Origin of the sequence: Streptomyces sp. NBC_01465, assembly GCF_036227325.1 — a bacterium.
Classification (GTDB): domain Bacteria; phylum Actinomycetota; class Actinomycetes; order Streptomycetales; family Streptomycetaceae; genus Streptomyces.
The window spans coordinates 7,259,451-7,283,225 of the sequence record NZ_CP109467.1 but is presented as its reverse complement, the minus strand read 5'-3'; the positions used below and the strand labels follow the sequence as shown (position 1 = coordinate 7,283,225).

Annotated in this window: 23 protein-coding genes; 9 read left to right on the top strand and 14 right to left on the bottom strand. The window is 71.7% G+C overall.

All coding sequences use genetic code 11. From position 1 onward, the window contains the following. Positions 1 to 74 precede the first annotated feature (74 nt). From OG707_RS34050 to OG707_RS34030, 5 genes are all read right to left on the bottom strand, one after another. Positions 75 to 1,340 carry an ABC transporter substrate-binding protein gene (locus OG707_RS34050; RefSeq protein ID WP_329125259.1) on the bottom strand — a complete coding sequence of 422 codons (1,266 nt, stop codon included), beginning with the start codon at positions 1,338 to 1,340 and terminating at the stop codon, positions 75 to 77. Continuing rightward, positions 1,337 to 2,395: a branched-chain amino acid ABC transporter permease gene (locus tag OG707_RS34045; protein ID WP_329128123.1), complete on the bottom strand. Its 1,059-nt coding sequence runs from the start codon at positions 2,393 to 2,395 to the stop codon at positions 1,337 to 1,339. The genes OG707_RS34050 and OG707_RS34045 overlap by 4 nt, the downstream gene beginning before the upstream one ends. 346 nt (positions 2,396 to 2,741) lie before the next feature. After that, entirely contained in the window at positions 2,742 to 3,632 is an 891-nt protein-coding gene (locus tag OG707_RS34040) for a branched-chain amino acid ABC transporter permease (protein ID WP_329125257.1), read from the bottom strand. Next, positions 3,629 to 4,393, bottom strand: coding sequence for an ABC transporter ATP-binding protein (locus tag OG707_RS34035; RefSeq protein WP_329125255.1), 765 nt, complete (start codon positions 4,391 to 4,393; stop codon positions 3,629 to 3,631). Before OG707_RS34035 ends, OG707_RS34040 begins: the two co-directional genes overlap by 4 nt. Further along, entirely contained in the window at positions 4,390 to 5,190 is an 801-nt protein-coding gene (locus OG707_RS34030) for an ABC transporter ATP-binding protein (protein ID WP_329125253.1), read from the bottom strand. The genes OG707_RS34035 and OG707_RS34030 overlap by 4 nt, the downstream gene beginning before the upstream one ends. Before the next feature lie 176 nt (positions 5,191 to 5,366). Between OG707_RS34030 and OG707_RS34025 the strand changes: the two genes are divergently transcribed. Beyond that, positions 5,367 to 6,563, top strand: a complete 1,197-nt coding sequence (locus tag OG707_RS34025) for a PucR family transcriptional regulator (protein WP_329125251.1) — start codon at positions 5,367 to 5,369, stop codon at positions 6,561 to 6,563. Here the strand turns inward: OG707_RS34025 and OG707_RS34020 are convergent. Next, positions 6,560 to 7,000 carry a MarR family winged helix-turn-helix transcriptional regulator gene (locus tag OG707_RS34020; RefSeq protein WP_329125250.1) on the bottom strand — a complete coding sequence of 147 codons (441 nt, stop codon included), beginning with the start codon at positions 6,998 to 7,000 and terminating at the stop codon, positions 6,560 to 6,562. The two genes, OG707_RS34025 and OG707_RS34020, sit on opposite strands and share 4 nt — an antisense overlap. A 115-nt stretch (positions 7,001 to 7,115) precedes the next feature. Between OG707_RS34020 and OG707_RS34015 the strand changes: the two genes are divergently transcribed. After that, a complete protein-coding gene (locus tag OG707_RS34015; RefSeq protein WP_329125248.1) occupies positions 7,116 to 8,615 on the top strand; it encodes an MFS transporter in 1,500 nt (499 codons plus the stop codon). 64 nt (positions 8,616 to 8,679) lie between these two features. Here the strand turns inward: OG707_RS34015 and OG707_RS34010 are convergent, their stop codons facing one another. Continuing rightward, the gene (locus OG707_RS34010) at positions 8,680 to 9,840 is read right to left on the bottom strand and encodes a glycerate kinase (RefSeq protein WP_329125246.1); all 1,161 of its coding nucleotides are present in this window, start codon (positions 9,838 to 9,840) and stop codon (positions 8,680 to 8,682) included. A 141-nt stretch (positions 9,841 to 9,981) separates the two neighbouring features. Between OG707_RS34010 and OG707_RS34005 the strand changes: the two genes are divergently transcribed. Then, positions 9,982 to 11,643 (top strand): BCCT family transporter, encoded by a 1,662-nt coding sequence (locus OG707_RS34005; RefSeq protein WP_329125244.1) that lies wholly within the window; start codon positions 9,982 to 9,984, stop codon positions 11,641 to 11,643. Positions 11,644 to 11,667: 24 nt separating this feature from the next. On the opposite strand, the gene OG707_RS34000 is transcribed toward OG707_RS34005, so the two are convergent. Next, on the bottom strand, positions 11,668 to 12,504 hold the full coding sequence (locus OG707_RS34000) for an SDR family NAD(P)-dependent oxidoreductase (RefSeq protein WP_329125243.1): 837 nt from the start codon (positions 12,502 to 12,504) through the stop codon (positions 11,668 to 11,670). A gap of 74 nt (positions 12,505 to 12,578) precedes the next feature. On the opposite strand from OG707_RS34000, the gene OG707_RS33995 reads away from it, so the two are divergent. Beyond that, positions 12,579 to 13,478 carry a helix-turn-helix transcriptional regulator gene (locus tag OG707_RS33995; RefSeq protein ID WP_329125241.1) on the top strand — a complete coding sequence of 300 codons (900 nt, stop codon included), beginning with the start codon at positions 12,579 to 12,581 and terminating at the stop codon, positions 13,476 to 13,478. 44 nt (positions 13,479 to 13,522) lie between these two features. Next, the gene (locus tag OG707_RS33990) at positions 13,523 to 14,245 is read left to right on the top strand and encodes an SIR2 family NAD-dependent protein deacylase (protein WP_329125239.1); all 723 of its coding nucleotides are present in this window, start codon (positions 13,523 to 13,525) and stop codon (positions 14,243 to 14,245) included. Positions 14,246 to 14,249: 4 nt separating this feature from the next. Here the strand turns inward: OG707_RS33990 and OG707_RS33985 are convergent, their stop codons facing one another. Beyond that, complete coding sequence (locus OG707_RS33985) at positions 14,250 to 14,813, bottom strand: TetR/AcrR family transcriptional regulator (RefSeq protein WP_329125236.1); 564 nt, start codon at positions 14,811 to 14,813, stop codon at positions 14,250 to 14,252. Positions 14,814 to 14,920: 107 nt separating this feature from the next. Between OG707_RS33985 and OG707_RS33980 the strand changes: the two genes are divergently transcribed. Continuing rightward, positions 14,921 to 15,799 (top strand): SCO6745 family protein, encoded by an 879-nt coding sequence (locus tag OG707_RS33980; RefSeq protein WP_329125233.1) that lies wholly within the window; start codon positions 14,921 to 14,923, stop codon positions 15,797 to 15,799. A 38-nt stretch (positions 15,800 to 15,837) separates the two neighbouring features. Here OG707_RS33980 and OG707_RS33975 read toward each other — a convergent pair whose 3' ends face one another. From OG707_RS33975 to OG707_RS33960, 4 genes are read right to left on the bottom strand one after another with little or no spacing between them, the layout of a single operon-like run. Next, positions 15,838 to 16,335 carry a methylated-DNA--[protein]-cysteine S-methyltransferase gene (locus OG707_RS33975; protein WP_329125231.1) on the bottom strand — a complete coding sequence of 166 codons (498 nt, stop codon included), beginning with the start codon at positions 16,333 to 16,335 and terminating at the stop codon, positions 15,838 to 15,840. A 12-nt stretch (positions 16,336 to 16,347) separates the two neighbouring features. Beyond that, positions 16,348 to 17,817, bottom strand: coding sequence for an AlkA N-terminal domain-containing protein (locus OG707_RS33970; RefSeq protein WP_329125229.1), 1,470 nt, complete (start codon positions 17,815 to 17,817; stop codon positions 16,348 to 16,350). A 49-nt stretch (positions 17,818 to 17,866) separates the two neighbouring features. Continuing rightward, positions 17,867 to 18,388, bottom strand: coding sequence for an O-acetyl-ADP-ribose deacetylase (locus OG707_RS33965; protein ID WP_329125227.1), 522 nt, complete (start codon positions 18,386 to 18,388; stop codon positions 17,867 to 17,869). Between the two features lie 7 nt (positions 18,389 to 18,395). After that, entirely contained in the window at positions 18,396 to 19,814 is a 1,419-nt protein-coding gene (locus OG707_RS33960) for a phytoene desaturase family protein (RefSeq protein ID WP_329125225.1), read from the bottom strand. A gap of 86 nt (positions 19,815 to 19,900) precedes the next feature. Here OG707_RS33960 and OG707_RS33955 point away from each other — a divergent pair, with 86 nt between their 5' ends. Then, complete coding sequence (locus OG707_RS33955; protein ID WP_329125223.1) at positions 19,901 to 20,707, top strand: nucleotidyltransferase domain-containing protein; 807 nt, start codon at positions 19,901 to 19,903, stop codon at positions 20,705 to 20,707. Next, entirely contained in the window at positions 20,704 to 21,339 is a 636-nt protein-coding gene (locus OG707_RS33950) for a hypothetical protein (protein WP_329125221.1), read from the top strand. The genes OG707_RS33955 and OG707_RS33950 overlap by 4 nt, the downstream gene beginning before the upstream one ends. Here OG707_RS33950 and OG707_RS33945 read toward each other — a convergent pair. Beyond that, positions 21,269 to 22,102 carry an inositol monophosphatase family protein gene (locus OG707_RS33945; protein WP_329125219.1) on the bottom strand — a complete coding sequence of 278 codons (834 nt, stop codon included), beginning with the start codon at positions 22,100 to 22,102 and terminating at the stop codon, positions 21,269 to 21,271. The two genes, OG707_RS33950 and OG707_RS33945, sit on opposite strands and share 71 nt — an antisense overlap. Positions 22,103 to 22,371: 269 nt before the next feature. Between OG707_RS33945 and OG707_RS33940 the strand changes: the two genes are divergently transcribed. Continuing rightward, positions 22,372 to 23,769: an APC family permease gene (locus tag OG707_RS33940; RefSeq protein ID WP_329125217.1), complete on the top strand. Its 1,398-nt coding sequence runs from the start codon at positions 22,372 to 22,374 to the stop codon at positions 23,767 to 23,769. Positions 23,770 to 23,775 lie beyond the last annotated feature (6 nt).

The following is a 23,775-nucleotide window of genomic DNA, read 5'->3' as shown; positions in this document are numbered from 1 at the left end:
GCGGCCGTAGAAGACAGAGGAAGGGCCCCGGGTGCGGATGTCGCACCCGGGGCCCTTCTCCGTGCTCCGAGCGGTCAGGAACCGGGAGTGTAGGACTCGGCCGCCTTGGCGACCGCGGCCTCCTGGACGACCTTCAGGCCGCCGGGGACCGTCAGGTCGGGCTTCATGATCACGGACTCCCGGGTCGACGGGGCCTTGGGGTCCGAGAGGTCGTGCGTGATGCCGAAGCCGTTGTCGAAGCCCTTGATGGTGAGCAGGGCCTTGTCGACGCCTTCGCGGGTGAGGTTCTTGTCGGTGCAGGCCTTCTTCAGCGCCTCTCCGTAGACGGTCGCGGCCGACCAGCCGGCGACCACACCGTTGTCCAGACCGTCCTTGGGGTACGCGGCCGAGTACTCCTTGGCGAGCTTCGTGGGGCCCGGTTCCGTGGAGCCGATGGGGAGCGTGGAGGCCGCGACGAGGTACATCTTGGCCAGGGCCGGGCCCGCCGCGGTCTTCAGCAGCTGCGGGGCGAAGGCGGAGTTGTTGCCGATGATCGGGATGTTGAACTTCACCGCCGCCGCGACCCCGACCAGCGAGGCCGCCTGACGCGGGCCCGCGCTGAGGACGATGGCCTTGACGCCCGCCTGCTTGAGGGCGGCGACCTGGGCGGACATGTCGTTGTCGGTGGGTTTGATCTTCTGCTCGACGACCGTGAGGCCTGCTTGCTGTGCCGCGTACTTGGACCCGGCCAGGGCGTTCTCGCCGTAGTCGCCCTCGAAGTAGACATGGCCGATCTTGTCGCCCTTGGCGATCAGCTTCTGGGTGAGCAGATAGTCGACCGCGTTGATCGTCTCGATGTCGTACGTCGCCCCGAGGACCCGGATGTACGGGCTGCCGAGCAGCGACGCCGACCAGGCCTGCGGCAGCACGAGGCCCTTGTCCTGGGTGTCGATGCGCTGCTTGACGGCGGCGACGAACGGGGAGCCGATGAACTGGACGAAGCCCAGCACCTTCGGCTCCAGCTCGGTGTACGCGGCGACCGCCTTCTGCGGGTCGTAGCTGTGGTCACGGACGGTGAGTTCGATCTTGCGGTTGCAGATGCCGCCCGCGTCGTTGGTCTGCTTCACCCAGAGCTGCTGGGCCTGGGTGACGCTCTTGCCGAGCGAGGCGTAGACGCCGGTGAGGTCGGTCAGTACGCCGAGGGGGATCGAGGTGGCGGTCACCCCGTTGCCGGTCTTCACTCCCCCGGAGCTCTTGTCCGGGCTGTCGTCCTTGGTGGCCTTGCTGCTGCATCCGGCCGCACCGATGGTGAGGGCGAGCGCGGCCACTATCGCCGCGCAGATCCTCGGCCTTGGATTCATGATTTCTTCTCCCTGGTCATGGTGAGACGGGTGAGGCCTCCCGGCAGGAACAGCACCACCGCGACAATCGCGGCGCCGTACAGATAGCGGGCAGCCTCGCCCGGAGCGAGCCCGTCGCCGATGCCGGGCGTGGAGACCAGCGGGAGGGAGTCGCTGTAGCGGGTGAGGAGCTGCGGCAGGAGAGACACGAAGGCGGCGCCGAGGACGGCTCCTCTGACCGTGCCGAGACCGCCGATGACGATCATGGCGAGGTACTCCAGGGAGAGGGTCATGCCGAAGTACTCCGGCACGGTCCGCTGGAAGATCAGGGCGAGCAGGACGCCGGCGAGACCCGCGTACATCGAGGACAGGACGAAGACGGCGGCCCGGTAGCGGGCCACGGGCACGCCCATGACTCCGGCCGCGATGCGGTGGTCACGGATGGCGTTCATGGCCCGTCCCGGGCGGCCGCGCAGGACGCCGCGGGCGAAGAGGGCGCCTGCGAGGAGGGCGATCAGGGCCGCGTACCAGAGCTTCTCGGAGGACTGGAAGGGGACGGCGGCGATGACGGTCTCGCGGTCGTCGAAGGTGAAGCCGAAGAGGGAGAGCGGGGGGACGGCACGTCCGTTGAAGCCGCCGGTGAGGCCGCGGGCGTTGAAGAGCAGATGCTGGCCGATGAAGATCAGCGCGAGGGTGGCGATGCCTAGGTACGCACCGCGCAGCCGCCCGGCGATGGGGCTGAAGATCCCGCCGGCGACGCCTGCGAGCAGCACGGCGAGGATGACGGCGAGCCAGCTGGGCAGCCCGAGTCCGGAGACCCGGTGACCGCTCTCGACGGTGGAGTCGCCGGCGAAGTAGCAGTAGCCGTAGGCGCCGACGGCGAGGAAGAAGGCATGCCCCATGGAGAGCTGCCCGGTGGCGCCGGTGAGCAGGTTGATGCCGATGGCGCCGATGGCGGCGGCCATGGCGAAGACGCCTGCCTGGAGCCAGAACCGGTCGAGGTAGAAGGGCAGCGCGAGCATGAGGACCCCGCCGACGATCCAGGCGTACGTCCGGGGGCTGCGCAGCGTGGGCAGGGGGCCGCGGGCCGCCGTGCCGGTGCGTGGCCCGGCGCCGCCCCCCGGACCCCGGCCCCCGCCGGCCCCCGTCGAATGGCCCGGCTCCGCCCCGGCGCCGCTGTCCGGGCCGTGGTCCGCGCGCCGAGTGCCGCGCGGACGCGGCAACCGGCCGCCGGCCCGGGACCGGGCGGGATCCGGGATCCGCGGCGCCTCGGGACCCGTGTCCGATCCGTCCGCGCGGGCCCGCGCGGAGTTGCCCGGCACGGCGCGGGAGCCGGTCGCGCCATCGCCATGGGCGGTGTCCGGACCCGGGGCCCGGCCGGGGCTGCCTGTGCGGGACGGGTCCGGGGTGCTGGAGGAGGTGTCAGACACGGGCCGGCTCCTTCGTGCCGAAGAGGCCTGCGGGGCGCAGGAGCAGGACCGCGACCATCACCAGGTACGGGGCGAGGTCGCCGATGCCCCGGCCCAGGAAGGTCAGGTCGCTCTGGTAGCCCGTTGCCAGGGATTCGGTGACGCCGACGACCAGGCCGCCGACCAGCGCGCCCGTCGTGGAGTCGAGGCCCCCGAGGATCGCCGCGGGGAACGCCTTGAGGGCGGAGAGGGACGTGGCCCTCTCCAGGCCCGGTGTCGGGAAGACCGTGAGGAAGAGGGCCGCGACCGCGGCCAGTGCGCCCGCCACCGCCCAGGCCGTCAGCGAGACCCGGCCGAGGCGGACCCCCATGAGGGCCGCGGTCTGCGGGTTCTCCGCCGCGGCGCGCATCGCGACGCCCCAGGAGGTGTAGCGGAACGCCAGCAGGAAGGCGCCGATCAGCACGGCGGCCGCGCAGAAGGCCGCGATGCGCGTCTGGGCCACCGACACCGAGCCGAGGGTCACGACCCGGTCGCCCCAGGGGTCGCCCATGGTCAGCACTTCCGTGCCGATACGGCGGGTCAGTTCGGTGGTGAGCAGAATGTCGACGCCGATCGTCACGATGGCGAGGACGCTGTGGTCGCTGCCCCGGTAGCGGCGCATGACGAGGAATTCCACGGCCGCGCCGACCACCGCTGCCCCTGCGATGCCGACGGCGAGCGCCGGCCAGAAGCCGAGGTCGTCGTGGAGGCGTGCGGTGATGTAGCCGCCCGCCAGGAGCAGCGAGGCATGCGCGAAGTTGACGACCTCCGTCGCTTTGAAGATCACGACGAAGCCGAGCGCGATCAGTGCGTAGACCGATCCGACGGAGACGCCGTTGATGAGGAGTTCGAGGAACGTCGTCATGTCGCGGCCCCCAGGTAGGCCCGGATCACGGCCGGGTCGCTCTGTACGTCGGCCGGGGACCCGCCCGCGATCCGTCGCCCGAAGTCGAGTACGGTCACCGCGTCCGCGAGCCGCATCACCACCCCCATGTCGTGTTCGACCAGCACGATCGATATGCCGAGGCTGTCGCGCACACCGGCCACCACGGCCGCCGTACTGCGTCGTTCGCCGGCGGTCATTCCGGCCACCGGCTCGTCCAGGAGGAGCAGTTCGGGCTCCATGCACAGCGCCCGCGCGAGCTCGACGAGCTTCTGCTTTCCGTACGGGAGCGATCCGGCGGGCCGCTCCAGGTCGCCCTCCAGACCGACGAACGCGGCGATCTCCCGTACGCGGTCGAGGTGTTGCTGCGCCTCACGGGCGGCGGACGGCAGCCGCAGCCCGGCGGCGACGAAGCCGGTGCGGGTGAGCCGGTGACGGCCGAGGAGCATGCTCTCGGCGACGGTCGCGCGCGGTGGCAGGGCGATGTTCTGGAACGTACGGGCGATACCGAGGGCGGCGATGCGGTGCGGGGCGAGCCCGGTGAGCTCCTGCCCGCCGAAGCGGACGCTGCCGGCGGTCGCACGGTAGACCCCGGACAGGACGTTGAAGCAGGTGGACTTGCCCGCTCCGTTGGGCCCGATGACGGCGTGGACGCTGCCCGGCTCGACGGTGAAGGAGACCGCGTCGAGGGCGGTGAGCCCGGCGAAGCGGACGGTCAGGTCCTTTACGGTCAGCGTGCTCATGCGGACCACCTCCGCAGGACGGGGTGTGCGGCCTCGGCGCGTCCCGCATCCTCGGCGGCCGTCTCGTCGACCACGCCCAGGTAGCGGCGGCGGACCTCGTCGGAGGCGCTCAGTTCGTCGGCGGCGCCGGAGAGCGTGACTTCGCCGACCTCCAGTACGTACGCCGTCGAGGCCAGCCGCAGCGCGAGCGCCGCGTTCTGCTCGACCAGGAGCACCGAGGTGCCCGCCTCGTTGATCTCCTGGACGGCCTCGGCGATCCGCGCCGCCATCAGCGGGGCCAGGCCCAGCGACGGCTCGTCGAGCAGCAGGACGCGCGGGCGGGCCATCAACGCCCGTCCCAGCGCCAGCATTTGCTGCTCGCCGCCGGAGAGCAGGCCCGCCCGCTGGCGGGCCCGTTCGGCCAGTACGGGAAAGAGCGTGTGCACCCGGGCCAGCGCCTCGCCGGCCCCGCGGCGCCCCCCGGACGCGCCGAGTGCGCCCGCCCTGAGGTTGTCGGCCACCGTCATCCGTGCGAACACCTGCCGCCCTTCGGGGACTTGGACCACTCCGGCCGCCACCATCCGGGCCGCGTTCAGCCGGTCCACCGGTCGCCCGTCGAGCAGGACGGAGCCGCTCGTCACGGCGCCCCGGTGGAAGCGGAGGGTGCGGGAAATCGCCCGCAGCAGCGTGGACTTGCCCGCGCCGTTGCCGCCGAGCACGGCGACGACCGCCCCGTCGGGCACCTCGAGGGAGACGTCCCTCAGCGCCCGTACCGGACCGTAGCCCGCGACCAGACCACGCACTTCGAGCGAGGCCATGCATCCTCCATCCGCTGCTCCGTGGGCCCACAGACCAGCACCGGACGGCCCGTCAGTCCACGCCGCCGGGCCGAATCGCTGCCGGTGACCAGCGGCGGCGGGCACGGACTGTGCACGGGCACAAGCAACGCACAGGGTCTGTCGCCCCCCACCCTCCGGTGGCATCCTCACCAGCCATGAGTGGCCGCCGAGCGCGCACCGACCGCGAGTGGTCCGTCCTGGTGAGCGCGTCCAGGCTGCTGCTCGACCGCGTACCGCAGCTGACGGATCAGCTCTTCGAGGAACTCCTCGCGCATTCGCCCCAGTTCGCCCTCTCCGTACCGCGCGACGAGCACTGGATGCAGATCAGCGAGGCGCTGAAGTACGGGATCGAGACCATCGCCGCACCGCGCACCGCGCCGAGACGGGATCTGGAGTACGCGAAGGAGCTCGGCCGGCGGCGGGCGGAACAGGGGCTTCCACTGGAGCTGCTGCACTACGCCTACCGGCACGCGGGCTATCTGGTCTGGAACGAACTCCTGGCCATCGTGGCCGAGAAGGACCCCGAGGCGCTGACAGTGCTCGTGCACACCGCGGCCCATGTGTGGGAGGCGGTCGACCGGCAGACGGCGACGGTGGCCGAGGCGTACCGCTCGACGGAACAGGAGCTGAACCGGCGCAGCGACGAGCGCGTACAGGCCCTGCTGGACGCCCTGTTGGAGGGCAGGGCCGCACCGGGGCTCGCGGCGCGGGCAGCCGCCGGCCTCGACCTTCCGGAGCAGGGGCGGTACGCGGTGGTGGTGCTGCGGGCGGAGCGGCAGGGCGGGCGCGAGCCGTTCCACCGGGTCATGGCCGCACCGGGGATGAGGTTCTTCTGGCGGATGCGTACGGAGTGCGAGGTGGGGGTGGTCGCCCTCGGCGACACGGCGGGGCTCGCGGAGCTGGCGGAGGTGCTGGGCGGGCGGTGCGCGGGGCCCGGCGGGATCAGCCCGGTGGTGGAGGGGCTCGCGGACCTGGGTCTGGCGCGGAGGCTGGCGGAGACGGCGCTGCGTACCTGCACCGCAGAGGTGCCCGGGATCGTACGGCTCGACGAGCGGCTGCCGACGGCCCTGGTGGTGAACCAGCCCGAGCTCGCGGAGCGCCTGGTCGCGGACGTTCTGGGCCCGCTGCTCGAACTGGACCCGGCGGACCGGGCGCTGCTCCTGGAGACGCTGGACGCCTGGCTGGAATGCGAGGGGTCGGCAGGGCGGGCGGCCTCGCGGCTGTACTGCCACCGCAACACGGTCTTCAACCGGCTGCGGCGCCTGGAGCATCTGACGGCGCGCTCGCTGTCGCGGCCACGCGATCTGATCGCGCTGACGCTGGCGCTGGACGCCTTCCGGCTGACGTCCTAGGCAGCGGCGGGGGTCTTGACGAAGACCCGTTCCAGCAGGTCGTAGAGGGTGGCGCGGTCCTCGGCGCTCAGCGCGTCCAGACCGGCGAGCGTCGTGTGCATCCGGGCCCGTACGGCGTCGACGGTGCGGGCGCCCTCGTCCGTGATGACGACGATCTTGACCCGGCGGTCGGTGGGGCTGGCCTCGCGCCGTACGAGCTCGCGCTTCTCGAGCCGGTCGATGATCCCGGTCATGTTCGAGGCGTCGCAGGCCAGCGTGGTGGCGAGCGAGCGCATCGCGGCGGGCGCACGGCGCAGCACGGTGAGGGTCTTGCCCTGGCTGGCGGTGAGGCCCTCGCCGGCGGCCGCGGCGGTGAAGTCGCCGTAGTAGGAGGCGAGCGACACCGAGAGCAGCTCGATCAGTTCGGCCTTGCTGGCGGTGCTGGCTGTTCCTGGCATGTGACCCATCCTACGCCAGGAAACTTGACGATCTCAACCTTTGATGTTTACGGTCTACCTACTGCTTGAAGTTCTCAAGCATCAAGGTTCTCAAGTAGTCGGAAGAGCTTTCCCCGTGACTCACGCACAGCACGCGGCCGCAGCGCCCCGCCGCCAGACCGGACAGACCACGCTCGTCCTGGTCCTCGGGCTCGCCGCCATGGTCGTCTCGATGATGCAGACCCTGGTCGTCCCGATCCTCGGGACCATCCAGAGCGATCTCCACACCACGACGGCGAACGTCAGCTGGGTGACCACGGCCACCCTCCTGTCGGCCGCCGTCTTCACCCCGCTGCTCGGCCGCTTCGGCGACATGCACGGCAAGAAGCCCACCCTGGTCGGCGTCCTCGTCGTGATGATCGCGGGCTCCGTGCTCGCCGCCACCACGACCTCGCTGACGTGGCTGATCGTCGGCCGCGTGATGCAGGGCGCGGCCACCGCGATCTTCCCGCTCGCACTCTCCGTCCTCCGCGAGGAGATCAAGCCGGAGAAGCTGCACGGCGCGATGGCGCTGGTCAGCGGCACGCTCGCGTTCGGCAGCGGCCTCGCCCTGGTCGGCGCGGGCCTGCTCACGCAGGGCTCGGACCCCGACTACCACCGGGTCTTCTGGCTGGCGGTCGTGCTGGCCGTCGTCGCGCTGGTCGGCGTACTGCTCGCCGTACCCGCATCGCGTACGAAGACCGGCGGACGCACCGACTGGCTCGGCGCTCTCGCCCTCGCACTCCTCCTCACCCTCGTCCTGCTGCCGATCTCGCAGGGCCACACCTGGGGCTGGACCTCGGGCCGCACGCTGGGCCTGTTCGTCGGAGCGGTCGTCATGGCGGGGGTCTGGGTCCTCACCGAGCTCAAGGTCCGCGAGCCGATGGTGGACATGAAGATGTTCACGCACCGCCCTGTGCTCTTCACCAACCTGGCCGGACTGCTGCTCGGCTTCGCGATGTTCGCGCAGTTCATCGGCGTCTCGTACCTGGTGCAGGTCCCCGACGAGATCACCGGCTACGGCTTCAGCGCCTCGGTCCTGCGCGCCTCCGTCGAGTACCTGCTGCCGACGACGATCGTCTCGCTCTTCGCCGCCCAGTTCGGCGGGATCCTGGTCCGCCGGATCGGCGCCCGCTTCACCCTCGCCGCCGGCGCCGCCTTCGGTGTCATCGGCTTCACCTGGCTGACCCTGGCGCACGACACCACCGGTTCGGTGATCGGCGCGGGCATGGTCATCGGGCTTGCGATCAGCTTCGGTTACGCCTCCATGCCGGCCCTCATCGTCGCGAGCGTCCCCGCCCACCAGACCGGCATCGCCAACGGCATCAACTCGATCTCCCGCTCGGTCGGCAGCGCCGTCGCGAGTGCGGTGATCACCTCGCTGCTGGCGTCCAAGACCATCGAGCACCTGCCCGCGGGAGTGCCCCCGCTGCCCCAGGAGAGCCAGTTCACGCTGAGCTTCGCCCTGGCGGGAGCGGCGTTCGTCGGCGTGGTGGTCGTGGCGCTGGTCGGGCTGAACGCGCGGCACGCACCTCGTACGGTGGCCGCTTCCGCACCGGCTCCGGAGGCGGAGGTCAAGGAGACCGCCGGGGTCTGAGCAGTACGCAGAAAAAGGGGGCCCGCGCTCGGCGCGGGCCCCCTTCGCGTACGTCTCGATCAGCTCAGCACAGGAAGTCGCGGGCGATGTTCTCCGCGACCTGCTCCAGGAGCGGCCCCGCGTTGGCGATGCAGCGTGCCGTGTCAGGCTCGATGTCGGTCAGTGCGTACGCACGCCGGATGCCCGCCCTGCCGAGTGCCTCGGGCGGCAGCGCGAGACGGCCGCAGACCGCTATGACTTCCTTGCCCTCGGCGCGGGCGGCGGCGGCGACGCCCGCCGGGGCCTTGCCGTGCAGGGTCTGCTCGTCGAGCGAGCCCTCGCCGGTGATGACCAGGGTCGCGCGGGCCAGCGCGGGGGCGAAGCCCAGGACGTCGAGCATGATCTCGATGCCGGGGCGGAAGGTCGCGCCGAGGCCGACCAGGGCTCCGTAACCGATGCCGCCGGCCGCGCCCGCGCCCGGCGAGAGGGCGTCGTCGGCGGCCTTCTGGCCGATCGCCTTCTCCAGTACGGCCGCGAAGTGGGCGAGGGCCTCGTCCAGGATCGCGACCTCTTCCGGGGAGGCGCCCTTCTGCGGGCCGTACACGGCGGGGGCGCCCTTGGGACCGGTGAGCGGATTGTCGACGTCGCTGGCCAGGACGATGTCCGTCTTCGCGAGGCGCTCGTCGAGCCCCGACAGATCGGCCGACGCGAGATCGCGCAGACCACCGCCGCCGGGTCCGACCGGCTGCCCGGCCGCGTCCAGGAACTGCGCGCCGAGCGCGGCCAGCATCCCGGCTCCGCCGTCGGTCGTCGCACTGCCGCCCACGCCGAAGACGATGCTGCGGGCACCCGCGTCCAGGGCGGCGCGCAGGAGTTCGCCGGAGCCGTACGTCGTCGCGGTGAGCGGTGCGAAGACGCCCTCGGGAAGGTGCTGGAGACCGGAGGCCTCGGCCATCTCGACCACCGCGACACCGTCGCGCAGGGCGAAGGCTGCGGTGCGCTGCTCGCCCAGCGGCCCGGTGACCGCCACCTCGTGGCGTTCAAAACCGGCTGCGACCGCCGCCGCGACCGTGCCGTCGCCGCCGTCGGCGACCGGCAGTGCCTCGACCCGTACCCCGGGGGCGATCCGCCGCAGCCCGGCCGTCACCCGCTCGGCGACCTCGACCGCCGTGAGTGAACCCTTGAACTTGTCCGCCGCCACCAGCACCTGCGCGGCCTCGGTCACTGCTCCGTCCGTCGTCGTCACCTTGTAGATCCCTTGCTTTCGAACAGACAGTCGCGCCGAGCCGACCCTATCCGTACGACCTGCCCGCTGCCCATGGGTGACGGCACACTGGACGGCGAGCCAGGAGGATATATGGCGTTATTCCGCCCATAGTGGGTCGGCATGACGACGGATACGGAACCGATCGAGGACCCCGACAGCGACTCCCCCGACCTCACGCTGGTCACCATCGGGGTGCTCGCCGTGGTCGCGGTGGTCGCCTGGGCGGCCCTCGGCAAGGACTCCTTCGACGACGCCTCCTCCTCCGCGCTGACCTGGGTCCTCTCCAACTTCGCCTGGCTGTTCGTGACGGCGGCCGACCTCTTCCTGGTGCTCTGCGTGGTCCTCGCCCTGAGCCGCTACGGACGGATCAGGCTCGGCGCCGACGACTCCGAGCCCGAGTTCACCAATCTGGCGTGGATCGCGATGATGTTCAGCGCGGGCATGGGCATCGGCCTGATGTTCTACGGCGTCGGCGAACCCCTCCAGCACTACGTCTCGCCGCCCCCGTCGAGCGGTGCCGCCGCACAGACGGGAGGCGCGGCCCGCACCGCACTCGAGTACTCCTTCTTCCACTGGACCCTCACCCCCTGGGCGATCTACGGCATCGCCGGGCTCGCCCTCGCCTACGCCGGCTTCCGCAAGTCCCGCGGAAACCGCCTGAGTTCGGCCTTCGTCCCGCTCATCGGCGCCCGCCGCGCGAACGGCCCGCTGGGCCGGGCCATCGACCTGCTCGCGGTCTTCGCGACGGTCTTCGGTACGGCGACGAGCCTGGGCCTGGGCACCCTGCAGGTCGCCGAGGGCCTCAACATCACCTCGGGCGTCACCAACTCCCAGACCACCCAGCTGATCATCATCGCCTCGCTCTCGGCCGCCTTCGTGCTCTCCGCCTTCTCCGGGCTGAACAAGGGCGTGAAGTGGCTGAGCACGCTCAACATCGTGCTGGCCGCGTCCCTGATGGTCTTCGTCTTCCTGCTCGGTCCGACCGTCTACATCCTCGACACCATCCCGGCCTCGGTCCTCGGCTACCTCGACGACCTGCTCCCGATGGCCAGCCGCACCGGCGCCTTCACGGACTCCGAGTGGCTCGGCTCGTGGACGATCTTCTACTGGGCGTGGTGGCTCTCCTGGGCGCCCTTCGTCGGCACGTTCATCGCCCGGATCTCCAAGGGCCGTACGATCCGCGAGTTCCTGATGGGCGTCCTGCTGGTGCCGAGCGGCGCCACCGTCATCTGGTTCTGCGTGATGGGCGGCACCGCGATCCGCCTGGACGCGACCGGCGCCGCCGACATGGCGTCCACGGTCAAGGACGGCGCCGAGGCCTCGCTCTTCGCGATGCTGGACGCGCTGCCGCTGGGGACGGTCACCTCGTACATCGCGATGGTCCTCGTCATGACGTACTTCGTGACAAGCGCGGACTCCGCCTCCCTCGTCATGGGCTCGCTCACCAGCCGCGGCTCGCTCCACCCGCCGACCTGGCTGGTCGTCACCTGGGGCATCCTGATGGCCGGGGTCGCAGCGGTGCTGCTGGTCGCGGGCGGTCTCAACTCCCTGCAGACGGCGACGATCCTGGTCGCGCTGCCCTTCGTGGTGGTGATGCTGGTGCTCTGCTGGGCGCTGGTGAAGGAGCTCCGCGAGGACCCGGGTGCGGGTCCGGCGCGGCACCAGGCGATGCACGGGCTGCGGGACGCGGTGAAGGCGATGGTCGGTGAGGCCACGGGAGAACCGACGCGCCACCACCGACTGCGCCGGGCCGCCAAGTCCCGCAGCGAATCGGACAGTTGACGCGGGGAGGCGCGGCGGCATCCCTCAGCCGGCGAAAGCCTCCGCCGTCAGCCCTGTGGCCCGCAGCAGGATCCGCTCACGCACCCCGGTGGGCAGCATCCGCAGCGCGGCGATCGACCGGGCGTCCCGTCCGGCCGTGTACCGCGCGGCCGGACGGCGGGCGTTCAGCGCGGTACGGACCGCCTTGACGACGGGCTCGACCGGGCCCGGTTTCATCTTCGCCAGCATCTCCTCGTAGGCGGCGAGCGCCCGCGCGTAGCGCCGCTGGGCTTCGGCGGATCCTGCCCACCCGTCCTCCGCCATCGCCTTCGCCGCCTTGTCGAAGATCTCGGTGGCCACAGCGCCCGGCTCGACGAGCGACACCTGTACGCCCTGGTGGCGCAGCTCCATCCGCAGGATCCCGCTGAGCGAGGCGAAGGCCGCCTTCGAGGCCGCGACGGGCCCGATGAAGGGAAGGTCGACCCGGCCCGAGATCGCACCGATATTGACGATCCGGCCGCCGGTGGCGCGCAGCGCGGGCAGAAAGGCCCTGATCACGGCCGTCTGCGCGATGACGTTGACCTCGAACTGCCGGCGCAGGACCTCCGCGGGCACCAGCTCGACGGGCCCCTGCCGAAGGATGCCGGCGCTGTTCACCAGAGCGTCGAGCCGGTCCCCGACCACCTCGGCGGCAGCGGCCGGGGACGTCTCGTCGGCGAGGTCGAGAGGGACCGGCACGAACCCCTGCGCGCGGAGCGGCCCCTCGTCTCCCTGACGGCGGTACGCCGCGAACACCTGCCAGCCGTCGGCGGCCAGCCTGCGGGCGACCGCGCCGCCGATCCCGCCCGTGACCCCGGTGACCAGAACCTTGCGCTCATTCACAGAAATGCCTTTCCAGCAAAGGGAGTTGCCTGTTCACCCCCTCACCCTCCGCCACCTTCCGCCGGCCGTGAAGAGTGGCATTCTTACTGGTGCTGCGGACACCCGTACCGTGGCCGCCCAAGAGGGGGACTCCGGCCCTGAACGAGCACAGCCGCAAGGAACTCGGCGCCTTCCTGCGCTCCCGCCGCGAGCGCGCCGACCCCACTGCGACCGGCCTCCCGGCCGGTGGCCGCCGCCGCACTCCGGGGCTGCGTCGCGAGGAGGTCTCGCTGCTCTCGGGTGTCAGCCTCACCTGGTACACCTGGGTGGAACAGGGCCGCGACATCAATGTCTCCCCGCAGGTGCTGCTCGCCCTGGCCCGGGCGCTGCAGCTGACCGACGTGGAACGCACCCATCTCTTCCGGCTGGCGGGGGCCGGACCGCCCGCATCCGGCACCGACCGCCCTCCTCAAGTGAGCGAGTCCGTACGGGACTTCCTGCGGACGCTGGAGCCGAATCCGGCCTTCGTCATCGACCGCTGCTTCGACGTACTGGCCTGGAACCGGGCCGTCCCCGCGGTCCTCACCCCCGCGATCGACCTGGAGCGGCCACGCTCCGAACTCAACACGGTCTGGCTGCTGTTCCACGAGCCGCAGCTGCGGGAGCGGATGCCCGACTGGGAGCGCGAGACCCGCTGGCTGACCGGGCTGCTGCGCGGTCAGGCGGCGTACGAGACGGACAATCCGCGCTTCGCCGAACTGGTCGGCGGGCTGCGGAAATCCAGCCCGCGGTTCGCCGAACTGTGGGAGGCCCACGATGTGGAGGAGTTCAGCTCCTCGGTCCGGCTGTACCGCCATCCGCTCGTCGGCGACCTGGAGTTGAGCAATATCCGGCTGGCGGTGGAGGGCGATGCGGGGCGCAGCATCGTCGTGCACTTCGCGGCGCCGGGGTCACGCTCGGCCGAACGGCTGCTGTCGCTGGCGCAGCGCCCTTGAAAATGCCGGCGCGGCGCTCCGGCTCCGGTGCGTACCCTCGCCGCATGACGCTCATCGCCCTGCTGACCGGCGCCGGGATCTCCACCGACTCCGGCATCCCCGACTACCGCGGCCCGAACGGACTGTGGCGGCGCGACCCCGAGGCCGAGAAGCTCGTCACGTACGAGTACTACATGGCTGATCCGGAGATCCGCCGTCGCGCCTGGCTGATGCGGCGCGACAGCGAGACCTGGCGCGCCGAGCCGAACGCGGCGCATCTGGCGATCGCGGAGCTGGAGCGGACGGGGACGCCGGTCCGGGTGATCACCCAGAACGTCGACGGGCTGCACCAGCTGGCGGGGCTGCCGCCGCGCAAGGTGCTCGAACTGCACGGCACGGCGCGGTCGGTGGTCTGCACGGGGTGCTCGGCCCGGTCGTCGATGGCGGATGCGCTGGGGCGGGTGGAGGCGGGGGAAGCCGATCCGCCGTGCCTCGCGTGCGGCGGGATTCTCAAGTCGGCGACGGTGATGTTCGGGCAGTCGCTCGATCCGGCGGTGCTCGGGGAGGCGATGGGGATCGCGAAGGCGTGCGAGGTGATGATCGCGGTCGGCACGAGCCTGCAGGTGCACCCGGCGGCTTCGCTGGCGGGGATCGCGGCGGAGAACGGGGCGCGGCTGATCATCGTGAACGCGGATCCGACGCCGTACGACCCGCTGGCGCAGGAGGTCGTACGGGAGCCGATCGGAACGGCTCTCCCGAAGCTCCTGTCCGGGTACCGGCAGGGCTGAGGTTTCAGAACAGCAGCTCGGCCAGGGCCCGGAAGATCTCTTCCGGATCCCGCTCGCCCACCGGCTCCCGCAGGTTCTCGCTCAGCAGGAGCGTGGCGAACCCGTGGGCGAGCGACCAGGCGGCGATCCCCGCGAGCCGGGCGTCATCGCCGCGTCCGCCTTCCGGCATCCCGGTGACACCGGCCCGCAGTTCTCCGCCGGCGCGGGCGCGCGCGGCGAGCAGGGCCGCGTCGTCACCGCGGAGCAGATCCGGGAGGAACATGACCTGGAAGTGCGCGGGATGTTCGACCCCGAACCGCACATAGCGCACTCCGCGTTCCCGCAGATCGGGTGCATCGGCGAGCGCGTCCGCCAGCAGGTCGAAGCCCTCCGCGGCAATCGCGGTGAGCAGACCCGTGCGGTCCTTGAAGTGGTGCGCCGGGGCAGCGTGCGAGACACCCGCCCGCCGGGCGAGATCGCGCAGGCTCAGGGCACCGGGGCCCTCGGTCGCGATCACTTCGAGGGCTGCGGTCAGGACGGCATGGCGCAGATCGCCGTGGTGGTACGAGCTGCTCTTGGTGGTGGCCATGCTCAGCAGGTTACGCCACATCTAGGCATTGACAAGTTAGGTCCGGGCGAGCAATCTAGTCAGTGTCAAGTTCAGGCACGTGGACGACCCGGAACAGGGAGAGCACCATGGCGGACCAGAAGAATCACATCGAGCTCGGCCGCGTACGTCAGCTGTGGCACCTGCTGGAGCCGCTACACGCGGTGCTCTATTTCGCTCCGGAGGCCTTCGAGGAGTCGGACCGGCTCGGCATCAAGTCCGGCCGCTGGCCTAGCTACTTCGCCTGGCGGGCCGCGCCGCTCGGGCCGGTCGGGAGCGAGCAGGTGGCGTCCGCCTTCTACAGCTTCAGCCCGGAGACGGTCGCGGAGCACGTTCCCTCCGTATGGGACGCCGCGGACCCCGAGACCGTCCTCACTGCCCGCCGCCGCGCCGTCGACCGTACGTACCGCGCGCTCCTCGGCGACCGGATCGACAGCCCCGAGCTGGCCGAGGCCGCCGCCCTGGCCCGCCGGGCCGCCGAGGCCGCCGTGCACGCGGGCCGGCCGCTCGCCGCCGCCAACGCCGCGCAGCCCTGGCCGGACGCCCCGCACCTGGTGCTCTGGCAGGCCGCGACGATCCTCCGCGAGCACCGCGGCGATGGCCATCTCGCGGCACTGCTGATCGCGGGGCTCGACCCGGTGGAGTCGCTGGTGTCGTTCGCGGCGATCGGGGCGGCGCCCGAGGAGACCTTCGAGAGCCGCGGCTGGAGCAGGGAGGAGTGGGCCGCGGGGCGCGAACGGCTGGTCGGGCGCGGCCTGTTGGAGCCGGACGGCACGGCGACCGAAGCGGGCCGCGCACTGCGCGCCGAGGTCGAGCGCCGTACGGACGAGCTGGCGGCAGCCCCCTGGCAGGCGCTGGGCGCGGCCGAGGTGGACCGGTTCGCCGACCTGCTGGGGGACTTCTGGGTCGCGGTCATCGGGTCGGGGCTGCTGCCGGCGACGAACACGCTGGGCATCGGCAAGGTGTGACGGAACGGGGCGGGCGGGGCGGGAGGAAGACCTCCCGCCTAGAACAGCGCCTCGTCCTCCACCCCGCCTTCGAACGCCAGCAGCCGCTGCTTGCGGTCCAGGCCGCCGCCGTATCCCGTCAGGCTGCCCGTCGACCCGATCACGCGGTGGCACGGCACGATGATCCCGATCGGGTTCTTGCCGTTCGCCAGACCCACCGCCCGCGAAGCCCCCGGCTTCCCCAGCGCCTCCGCGAGTTCCCCGTACGTCCGCGTCTCCCCGTACGGGATCCGGACGAGTTCCCCCCACACGCTGCGCTGGAACTCCGTCCCCTCCAGGCGCAGTTCCAGGTCGAACTCCTTCAGCTCGCCGCCGAAGTACGCCTCCAGCTGCCGCACCGTCTCCCCGAAGGGCTCTGCGTCCGGCACCCCGAACGTCTCCTCCGGCGGCCGGTGCCGCTGGGACGTCATGTAGAGGCCGCTGAGGACCCCGTCCGTCGCCACCAGGGTCAGCGGACCGTACGGGCTCTCGACAACGGTGTGCTGTCTGCTCGACATCGTTGAACTCCTTTACGCGGGAAGGTGGTTGATGGGGTGGGCGTCCGTCGCCCACAGGTACTGGACCGCGTACGCACGCCAGGGCCGCCACGCCGCCGCCCTCGCCGTGAGCGCCGCCGGTGTCGACGGGAGGCCGAGGCCCTCCGCCGCCCGGCGGATCCCCAGGTCGGAGGGGAGGAACGCGTCCGGGTCGCCCAGCGCCCGCATCGCGATGACCTCCACCGTCCAGGGGCCGAAGCCCGGCAGCTCCATCAGCTGGGCGCGGGCCTTGTCCCAGTCGCTGTCGATGCCCAGCTGCAGTGTGCCGTCCGCCAGCGCGCCGACCAGTGTGGTCAGCGTCGTGCGGCGGCTGCGCGGCAGAGCGAGGGACTCCGGGTCCAGTGCGGCCAGGGCCTCCGAGGTGGGGAAGAGGTGGGTGAGGCCGCCCGCCGGGTCCTCGACCGGGAGACCGTGCGCGGTCACCAGGCGCGCCGCGTGCGTACGCGCCGCGGCCGTCGACACCTGCTGGCCGAGCACCGCCCGTACGGCGAATTCCGCCGCGTCGACCGTACGCGGCACCCGCCGGCCCGGAGCCTTGTCGACCAGCGGCGCGAGCAGCGGGTCCGTGCGGAGCTGGTCGTCTACGGCGACCGGGTCGGCGTCGAGGTCCAGCATCCAGCGGCAGCGGCTGATCGCGATCGTGAGGTCGCGCAGGTCGGTCAGCGAGAGGACGCAGGAGATGTGGTCGGCAGCCGGGGTGAGCGCCACGATTCCGTGCCCGTACGGGAGCGAAAGCGTGCGGCGGTACGCACCGTCGCGCCACTCCTCGACCCCGGGGACGCCGGTCGCCGCGAGGTGGCCGAAGAGATTGTCGGGGTTGAGCGGGGCGCGGTACGGGAGACGGAGCGAGATCGCGCCGGGGGTCTGGGCCGCGATGCCGCGGGCGGCCCGGGTGCGGAGTTCGCCGGGGGCCAGGGCGAAGACCTCGCGGACCGTGTCGTTGAAGGTACGGATGGAGGAGAAGCCGGAGGCGAAGGCGACCTCCGCCATGGGCAGCGGGGTCGTCTCGATCAACAGGCGTGCGGTCTGGGCGCGTTGGGCGCGGGCCAGGGCGAGCGGGCCCGCGCCCAGTTCGGCCAGGAGCTGGCGTTCGATCTGGCGGGTGGAGTAGCCGAGGCGGGCGGCGAGGCCGGGGACGCCTTCGCGGTCCACCACCCCGTCGCGGATCAGGCGCATCGCGCGGGCGACGGAGTCGGCGCGGGCGTTCCACTCGGGCGATCCTGGGGTCGTGTCGGGCCGGCAGCGCTTGCAGGCGCGGAAACCGGCCTGCTGGCAGGCCGCCGCGCTGGGGTAGAAGGTCATGTTCTCGACCTTGGGCGGCACGACCGGGCAGCTGGGGCGGCAGTAGATCCTGGTGGTCAGGACGGCCGTGAAGAACCAGCCGTCGAAGCGGGCGTCCTTCGACTGGACGGCGCGTACGCAGCGCTCGGTGTCGGTGTGCATGGTTCAAGCATCGCCCGCCGGAGCCTCCGCGGCTGGCGGAAATCCGACATCAGCCTTGAGCTGCCAGGGCCTCGGCGAACTCCCCGAAGGCGTATTCGTCGAAGAGCACGAAGCGGACCTCCTCGACGGGCGCGGTCGCGCACTCCCGCACCGTACGGAGTGCGATGCGCGCCCCGTCGTCCATCGGCCAGCCGAAGATGCCGGTGGAGACGGCGGGGAAGGCGACGGTCTTCGCGCCCAGCGAGGCCGCGACCTTCAGTGCCTCGCGGTAGCAGGAGGCGAGGAGGGCCGAGCGGTCGTCGTGGCCCGACCAGACGGGGCCGACGGTGTGGATGACCCACTGGGCGTCGAGCTTGCCCGCGGTGGTCGCGACGGCCTGGCCGGTCGGCAGTCCCTTGCCGTAGTGCGAGGCGCGCAGCTTGCGGCAGGCCTCCAGGATCTCGGGCCCGCCCTGGCGGTGGATCGCGCCGTCGACTCCCCCGCCGCCCAGGAGCGAGGAGTTGGCGGCGTTGACGATCGCGTCGACCCGCTGGTCGGTGATGGAGCCGCGTACGAGCGTGATGGCCGTCATGGGCTCATCATGCCTGGCGCAGACGGCGCCAGACGGCCTTCGCCGCATTGTGCCCGGACATGCCATGGACGCCGGGGCCCGGCGGGGTCGCGGACGAGCAGAGGAAGACGGCCGGGTGGGAGGTGGTGTACGGGGACAGCGACAGCTTGGAGCGCAGGAGCAGTTGGAGTCCCGAGGCGGCGCCGCAGGCGATGTCCCCGCCCACGTAGTTGGCGTTGCGGGCGGCGAGTTCGGGCGGTCCCGCCGTGGCGCGGGCGAGGACCAGGTCGCGGAACCCCGGTGCGAAGCGCTCGAGTTGACGCTCGACGGCGTCGGTGAGGTCGCCCTGCCAGCCGTTGGGGACGTGTCCGTACGCCCAGAAGACGTGCTTGCCCTCGGGGGCGCGCGATGCGTCGACGAGGCTCGGCTGGACGGTGATGAGGAACGGCGTCTCGGGGGCGGTGGTGCCCCGCGCGGCCTGGTTCAGCGCGGCGGAGATGTCCCGGCTGGCGGGTCCCAGCTGCACGGTCCCGGCGGAGCGCGGCGCCTCTGCCGTCCAGGGCACGGGCCCGTCCATCGCGTAGTCGATCTTGAACACGCTTGCGCCGTAACGGTAGTTCTCGTACGCCCGCCCGAGATCCGCGATCCGGGCGACGGCGGTCGGCGAGGTGTCGAAGATGTACGCGCGGGCCGGCGGCAGGTCGTCGAGGCGCTTCACCTCGAAGCCGGTGTGCACGACGCCTCCGCAGTCCCGCAGATAGCCGGAGAGGGCGTCGGAGATCGACTGCGAGCCGCCGCGCGCGACGGGCCAGCCGTTCTCGTGCGCGGCGAGCGCGAACACCAACCCGACGGCGCTGGTGGCGAATCCGCCCAGCGGGGCGATCACATGGGCGACCAGGCCGGCGAACAGGGCCCTCGCCCGGTCCTCCCTGAACCGCTTCATCAGCCACGTCGACGGCGGCAGACCGACGAGTCCGAAGCGGGCGAGGGTAACCGGGTCGCGGGGCAGGGCGGTCAGGGGCAGCGACATGAAGTCGCGGACCAGGGTGTCCCACTTGCCGATGAAGGGGGCGACGAGCCGCCGGTACGTTCCCGCGTCAGCGGGGCCGAAGGAGGCGGCGGTCTCGGCGACGGAGCGCGACAGCACGGCGGCCGTGCCGTCGTCGAAGGGGTGCGCCATGGGGAACCGGTGCTGCAGCCACTCCAGGCCGTACTGCTCCAGGGGCATGGTCCCGAAGACAGGTGAGCCGATGCCGAGCGGATGCGCGGCCGAGCACGGGTCGTGCCGGAACCCGGGCAGCGTCAGCTCCTCGGTGCGCGCACCTCCGCCGACGGTGTCGTGGGCCTCGAAGACCTCGACGGAGAATCCCCGCCTGGCGAGCTCTGCGGCAGCGGTCAGTCCATTGGGCCCCGCCCCCACGACGACGGCATCGAGCATCGACGGCACCTTGGGACTCCTTCGTCAGCCGTTGGCCAAGGGACCCAGGATATTCCCGGGCACTGACAGCCGTGCCGCCGGTAGCCTCGCTGACCATGAATTCGACTGTCGCGGCCATGGCCGACCGCCTCACCTCGCTCCCCTCGATCCGCGCGGTGGCCCTGGGCGGCAGTCGCGCACGGGGCACCCAGCGCCCCGATTCGGACTGGGATCTGGGCCTCTACTACCGGGGCGCCCCCGACCTCGCCGCGCTCGACGCCCTCGCGGCGGAGTTCGCCGACGAGCCCGTCGAGGTGGCGGGGCCCGGCGGCTGGGGACCCTGGGTCAACGGCGGCGCCTGGCTGAGGGTGGACGGGGTCGCGGTGGACTGGATCCTGCGCGATCTCGACCGGGTGGAGCGGGTCTGGTCGGACTGCCGCGAGGGCCGTTACGAGGTGGGAATCCAGCCCGGCCATCCGCTGGGCTTCTGGTCGCCGGTGTATCCGGGCGAGGTGGCGCTGAGCCGTGTACTGGCGGACCCCGCAGGCGAGTTGACGGCGCTCAGGTCCGAGACGCTGACGTACCCGGAGCCCTTGCGCAAGGCGCTGGGCGAGGCGTCCTGGGAGGCGGAGTTCTCGGTGGCGGCCGCCCGCAAAGCGGTGGGGGGCGGCGACGCGCTGTATGTGTCCCTGTGCCTGTCCCGGGCCGTCGGCATCCTGGCCCAGTCCCTGCACGCCCACCACCGCGCATGGTGCCTGAACGAGAAGGGCGCCCTGACGGCGACGGCCCGCCTCCCGCACACCCCGCCGGACTTCGAGGCCCGGGCGACGGCAGCCCTGACGGGCCTCGACCTGGCCGCGGTCGATGCAACCGCAGCCCTGGTGAGGGACGTTCGCGCCGTACTGGACGAGGATCCGGTGTGAGATACGTACGCATCACCCGGGCCCATGACGACGAGGTCGACCTCTTCGAACTCGGCGACGACCACCGGCCCGTCCGCCAGGTGACGCTGACCGGCCCGGACCGCACCCCTACGGTCGCGGCCGATCTGGACGAGATCACCAGGCTGCGAGCGAACTGGGCTCCGGTGGTCATGGAGCTGTACGAGCAGACCTACGGCGTACTGACGGAGACCCCTGTTCCGGCCGGGGAGGCTCCCGAGTCCTGCGCCGAGTCGGTCTCCTCCCGTGACTTCGCGCTCGCCTGGGGCGCCGCCCGGAGCTTCCGCCAGTGCGAAGTCCCCAACGACTCCGGCCCGTTCCCTGACGGGACCCGGCTCACCGGAACCGTGGCCCGCACCCCCTGGCCCTCGGGCGTGACGGGGCTCTTCGTCGACCTCGGCCTCCCCGTAGGCGGCTTCGTCGACGTCGTTCATCTGCCGTACGACGGAGCGGACTGGCCCGCCGAGGACACGGTGGTCGCGTTCGAGATCGTCACGGTGCGTGCGTGGCCTCCCCAGATCAGGCTGCGGCCCCTGGACGGCCTCAGCCGACGGACCCCGCCGAGAGGATCCCCGCCACCCGCCGCGCCGTCGCCGCGTCCCTGGCCGCCGTGAAGGGGAGGGTGTTTCCGCCGGTGATGCGGAAGGGCTCACCGGTCAGTGTCAGGTGGGCGCCGCCCGCCTCCTCCACCAGGAGCAGGCCCGCCGCGTGGTCCCACGCCAGCTCCCAGTTGAACGCGATCGCGTCCACGTCGCCGCGCGCGATGCCCAGGTACTCCAGTCCCGCCGAGCCGCACGGGCGGGGGTTGATGCCCTCCGTCCGCAGGGCGAGCAGGGAGCGCTTCTGCTCGGGGGTGGTGAAGTCCGGGTGCGACGTGGCGATCTCCAGGACCGCTCCGGGCGCGGGCGTGCCCGCGTGCAGCGGTTCGCCGTTGAGGTGGGCGCCGCGGCCCCGTACCGCCACGGCCATCTCGTCCAGTACGGGCGCATACGTCCAGGAGGCGAGCAGCTCGCCCCGGTGGGCGAGGGCGACCAGCGTGCAGAAGCCCGGTTCGCCCCGGATGAACTGTCGGGTGCCGTCGATCGGGTCGACGATCCAGACCGGAGCGTCACCGCGCAGTGCGTCGTACGTCGAAGGGTCGGCGGACACCGCCTCCTCGCCCACGACCACGGAGCCGGGCAGGAGCGCCGTCAGGGCCGCCGTCAGGAGCTCCTCGGCGCCGCGGTCGGCGACGGTCACCGGATCGTTCGGGCCGGTCTTCAGCACGATCTCGTGCTCGGCGAGCTGACGCCAGCGCGGCAGGATCTCCACGGCTGCCGCGCGGCGGACGGCCTCCTCGACCTCGGACAGGTTCCCGGCGAGCAGTTCAGTGATCATGTGCCCCATCTCAGCACGGGGGTGTGACAGAGAAAGTTGCGGGTCAGTTTTCCGCTCACCGCTGCGGATGGAGCACCTGGCGAAATCCGTTGCGACGTACGTCACATGGCGATCGATACGGCGTCGATGCAGCCAGAAGGGTGCGGATTCCGTCGACCGGGAGATCTTGACGGGATCTTGTCGCCGACCGTTTGATGCCCGTTAACACCGAACGCGACCCGGAGGCGATAGCCCCCTCTCCCCAGCACCACCCAGATCGGATTCCCCGCATGACCGACACGCTCCGGCCCGCAGCCCCACCCGCGGCCGTAGGAGAGGCCGAGGCCCGCCCCCGTACGCTCACCCGTTCCATCGGGGTCGTCGGCGGCACTCTGCTGACCCTGTCCTGCCTGACTCCCGCCTCGACGCTCTTCGTGATCGTCCCGCCGTTCTTCGCCGATCTGGGTACCGGCACCGCACTCACCATCGCCATCGCCGCCGTGCTCTGCATCGCCGTGGCGTTCTGCTACTCGGAGCTCGGCACGCTCGTCCCCAGCGCGGGCGGCGAGTACGCCATGGTCGGCACGCTCCTCGGGCGCATGGCCGGCTGGCTGGTCTTCGTCCTCTCGCTGATCGTCGTCATGATCGTGCCGCCGATCATCGCGCTGGGCACCGCCGAGTACCTCGCCCCGATCGTGCACGTCAACGGGCAGCTCGCGGGCGCCGGAGTGATGCTGCTCGCCACCGTCGTGGGCCTCTTCGACCTGCGGGCCAACGCCTGGATCACCGGGGTCTTCCTCGTCCTCGAAGTGGTCGCGGCCGCTGCCGTCGCCTTCCTCGGCTTCAGCCATGTCTCACGGCCCGCGTCCGTCCTCGTCGACCCGGTCGTCGGTTCCGGCAGCGCGACGAGTCCGCTCACCGCCGCCGCCGTCATCTCCGGGCTCGCGCTCGCCCTCTTCGTGCTCCAGGGCTTCTCGACCGCCGTCTACCTCTCCGAGGAGATGGAGCAGCCGCACCGCACGGTGCCGCGCACGGTCATGTGGACCCTGGCCATCGGCTCCCTCGTCATCCTGATCCCGACGATCGCGATCACGCTGGGTGCGCCGGATCTGGCGACGCTGAGCGAGGGCAATCTCGCCGCGATGGTCCAGCAGTGGAGCAACAGCACGGTCGGCACCTTCATCAGCCTCTGCATCGCGCTCGCCATCATCAACGCGGGCATCGTGATGGTGATCCAGAACTCCCGTGTCCTGTACGCGTCCGCCCGCGACCGCGCCTGGCCCGAGCCGGTCAACCGCGCGTTCTCCACGCTGAGCAAGCGCTACGGCGCCCCCTGGGTGGCGACGCTGCTCGTGGGCGTCCCCGGCGCCGTCCTCTGCTTCGTCCCCGTGGAGACGCTGAGCGGGGTCACCGGTGTCGCCGTAGCCGCCCTCTACCTGGTGGTGGCTGTCGGGGCCCTCGCGGCCCGGCGCAGGCCCGCCGAGGGGCGCACGGTGTGGCGGATGCCGCTGTGGCCGGTGGTGCCGGTGCTGCTGATCGCGGTCCTCGCGTACGTACTGACACAGCAGACCGCGCAGGATCTGCTGATCACCGGTGGAGTGATCGCGGCGGCCTGTCTGTACTGGCTGCTCTACCTCCGGCCGCGGCAGGACAGCCGCTGGGTGATCACCCTGCCCGACGCGCAGTAGGCACAC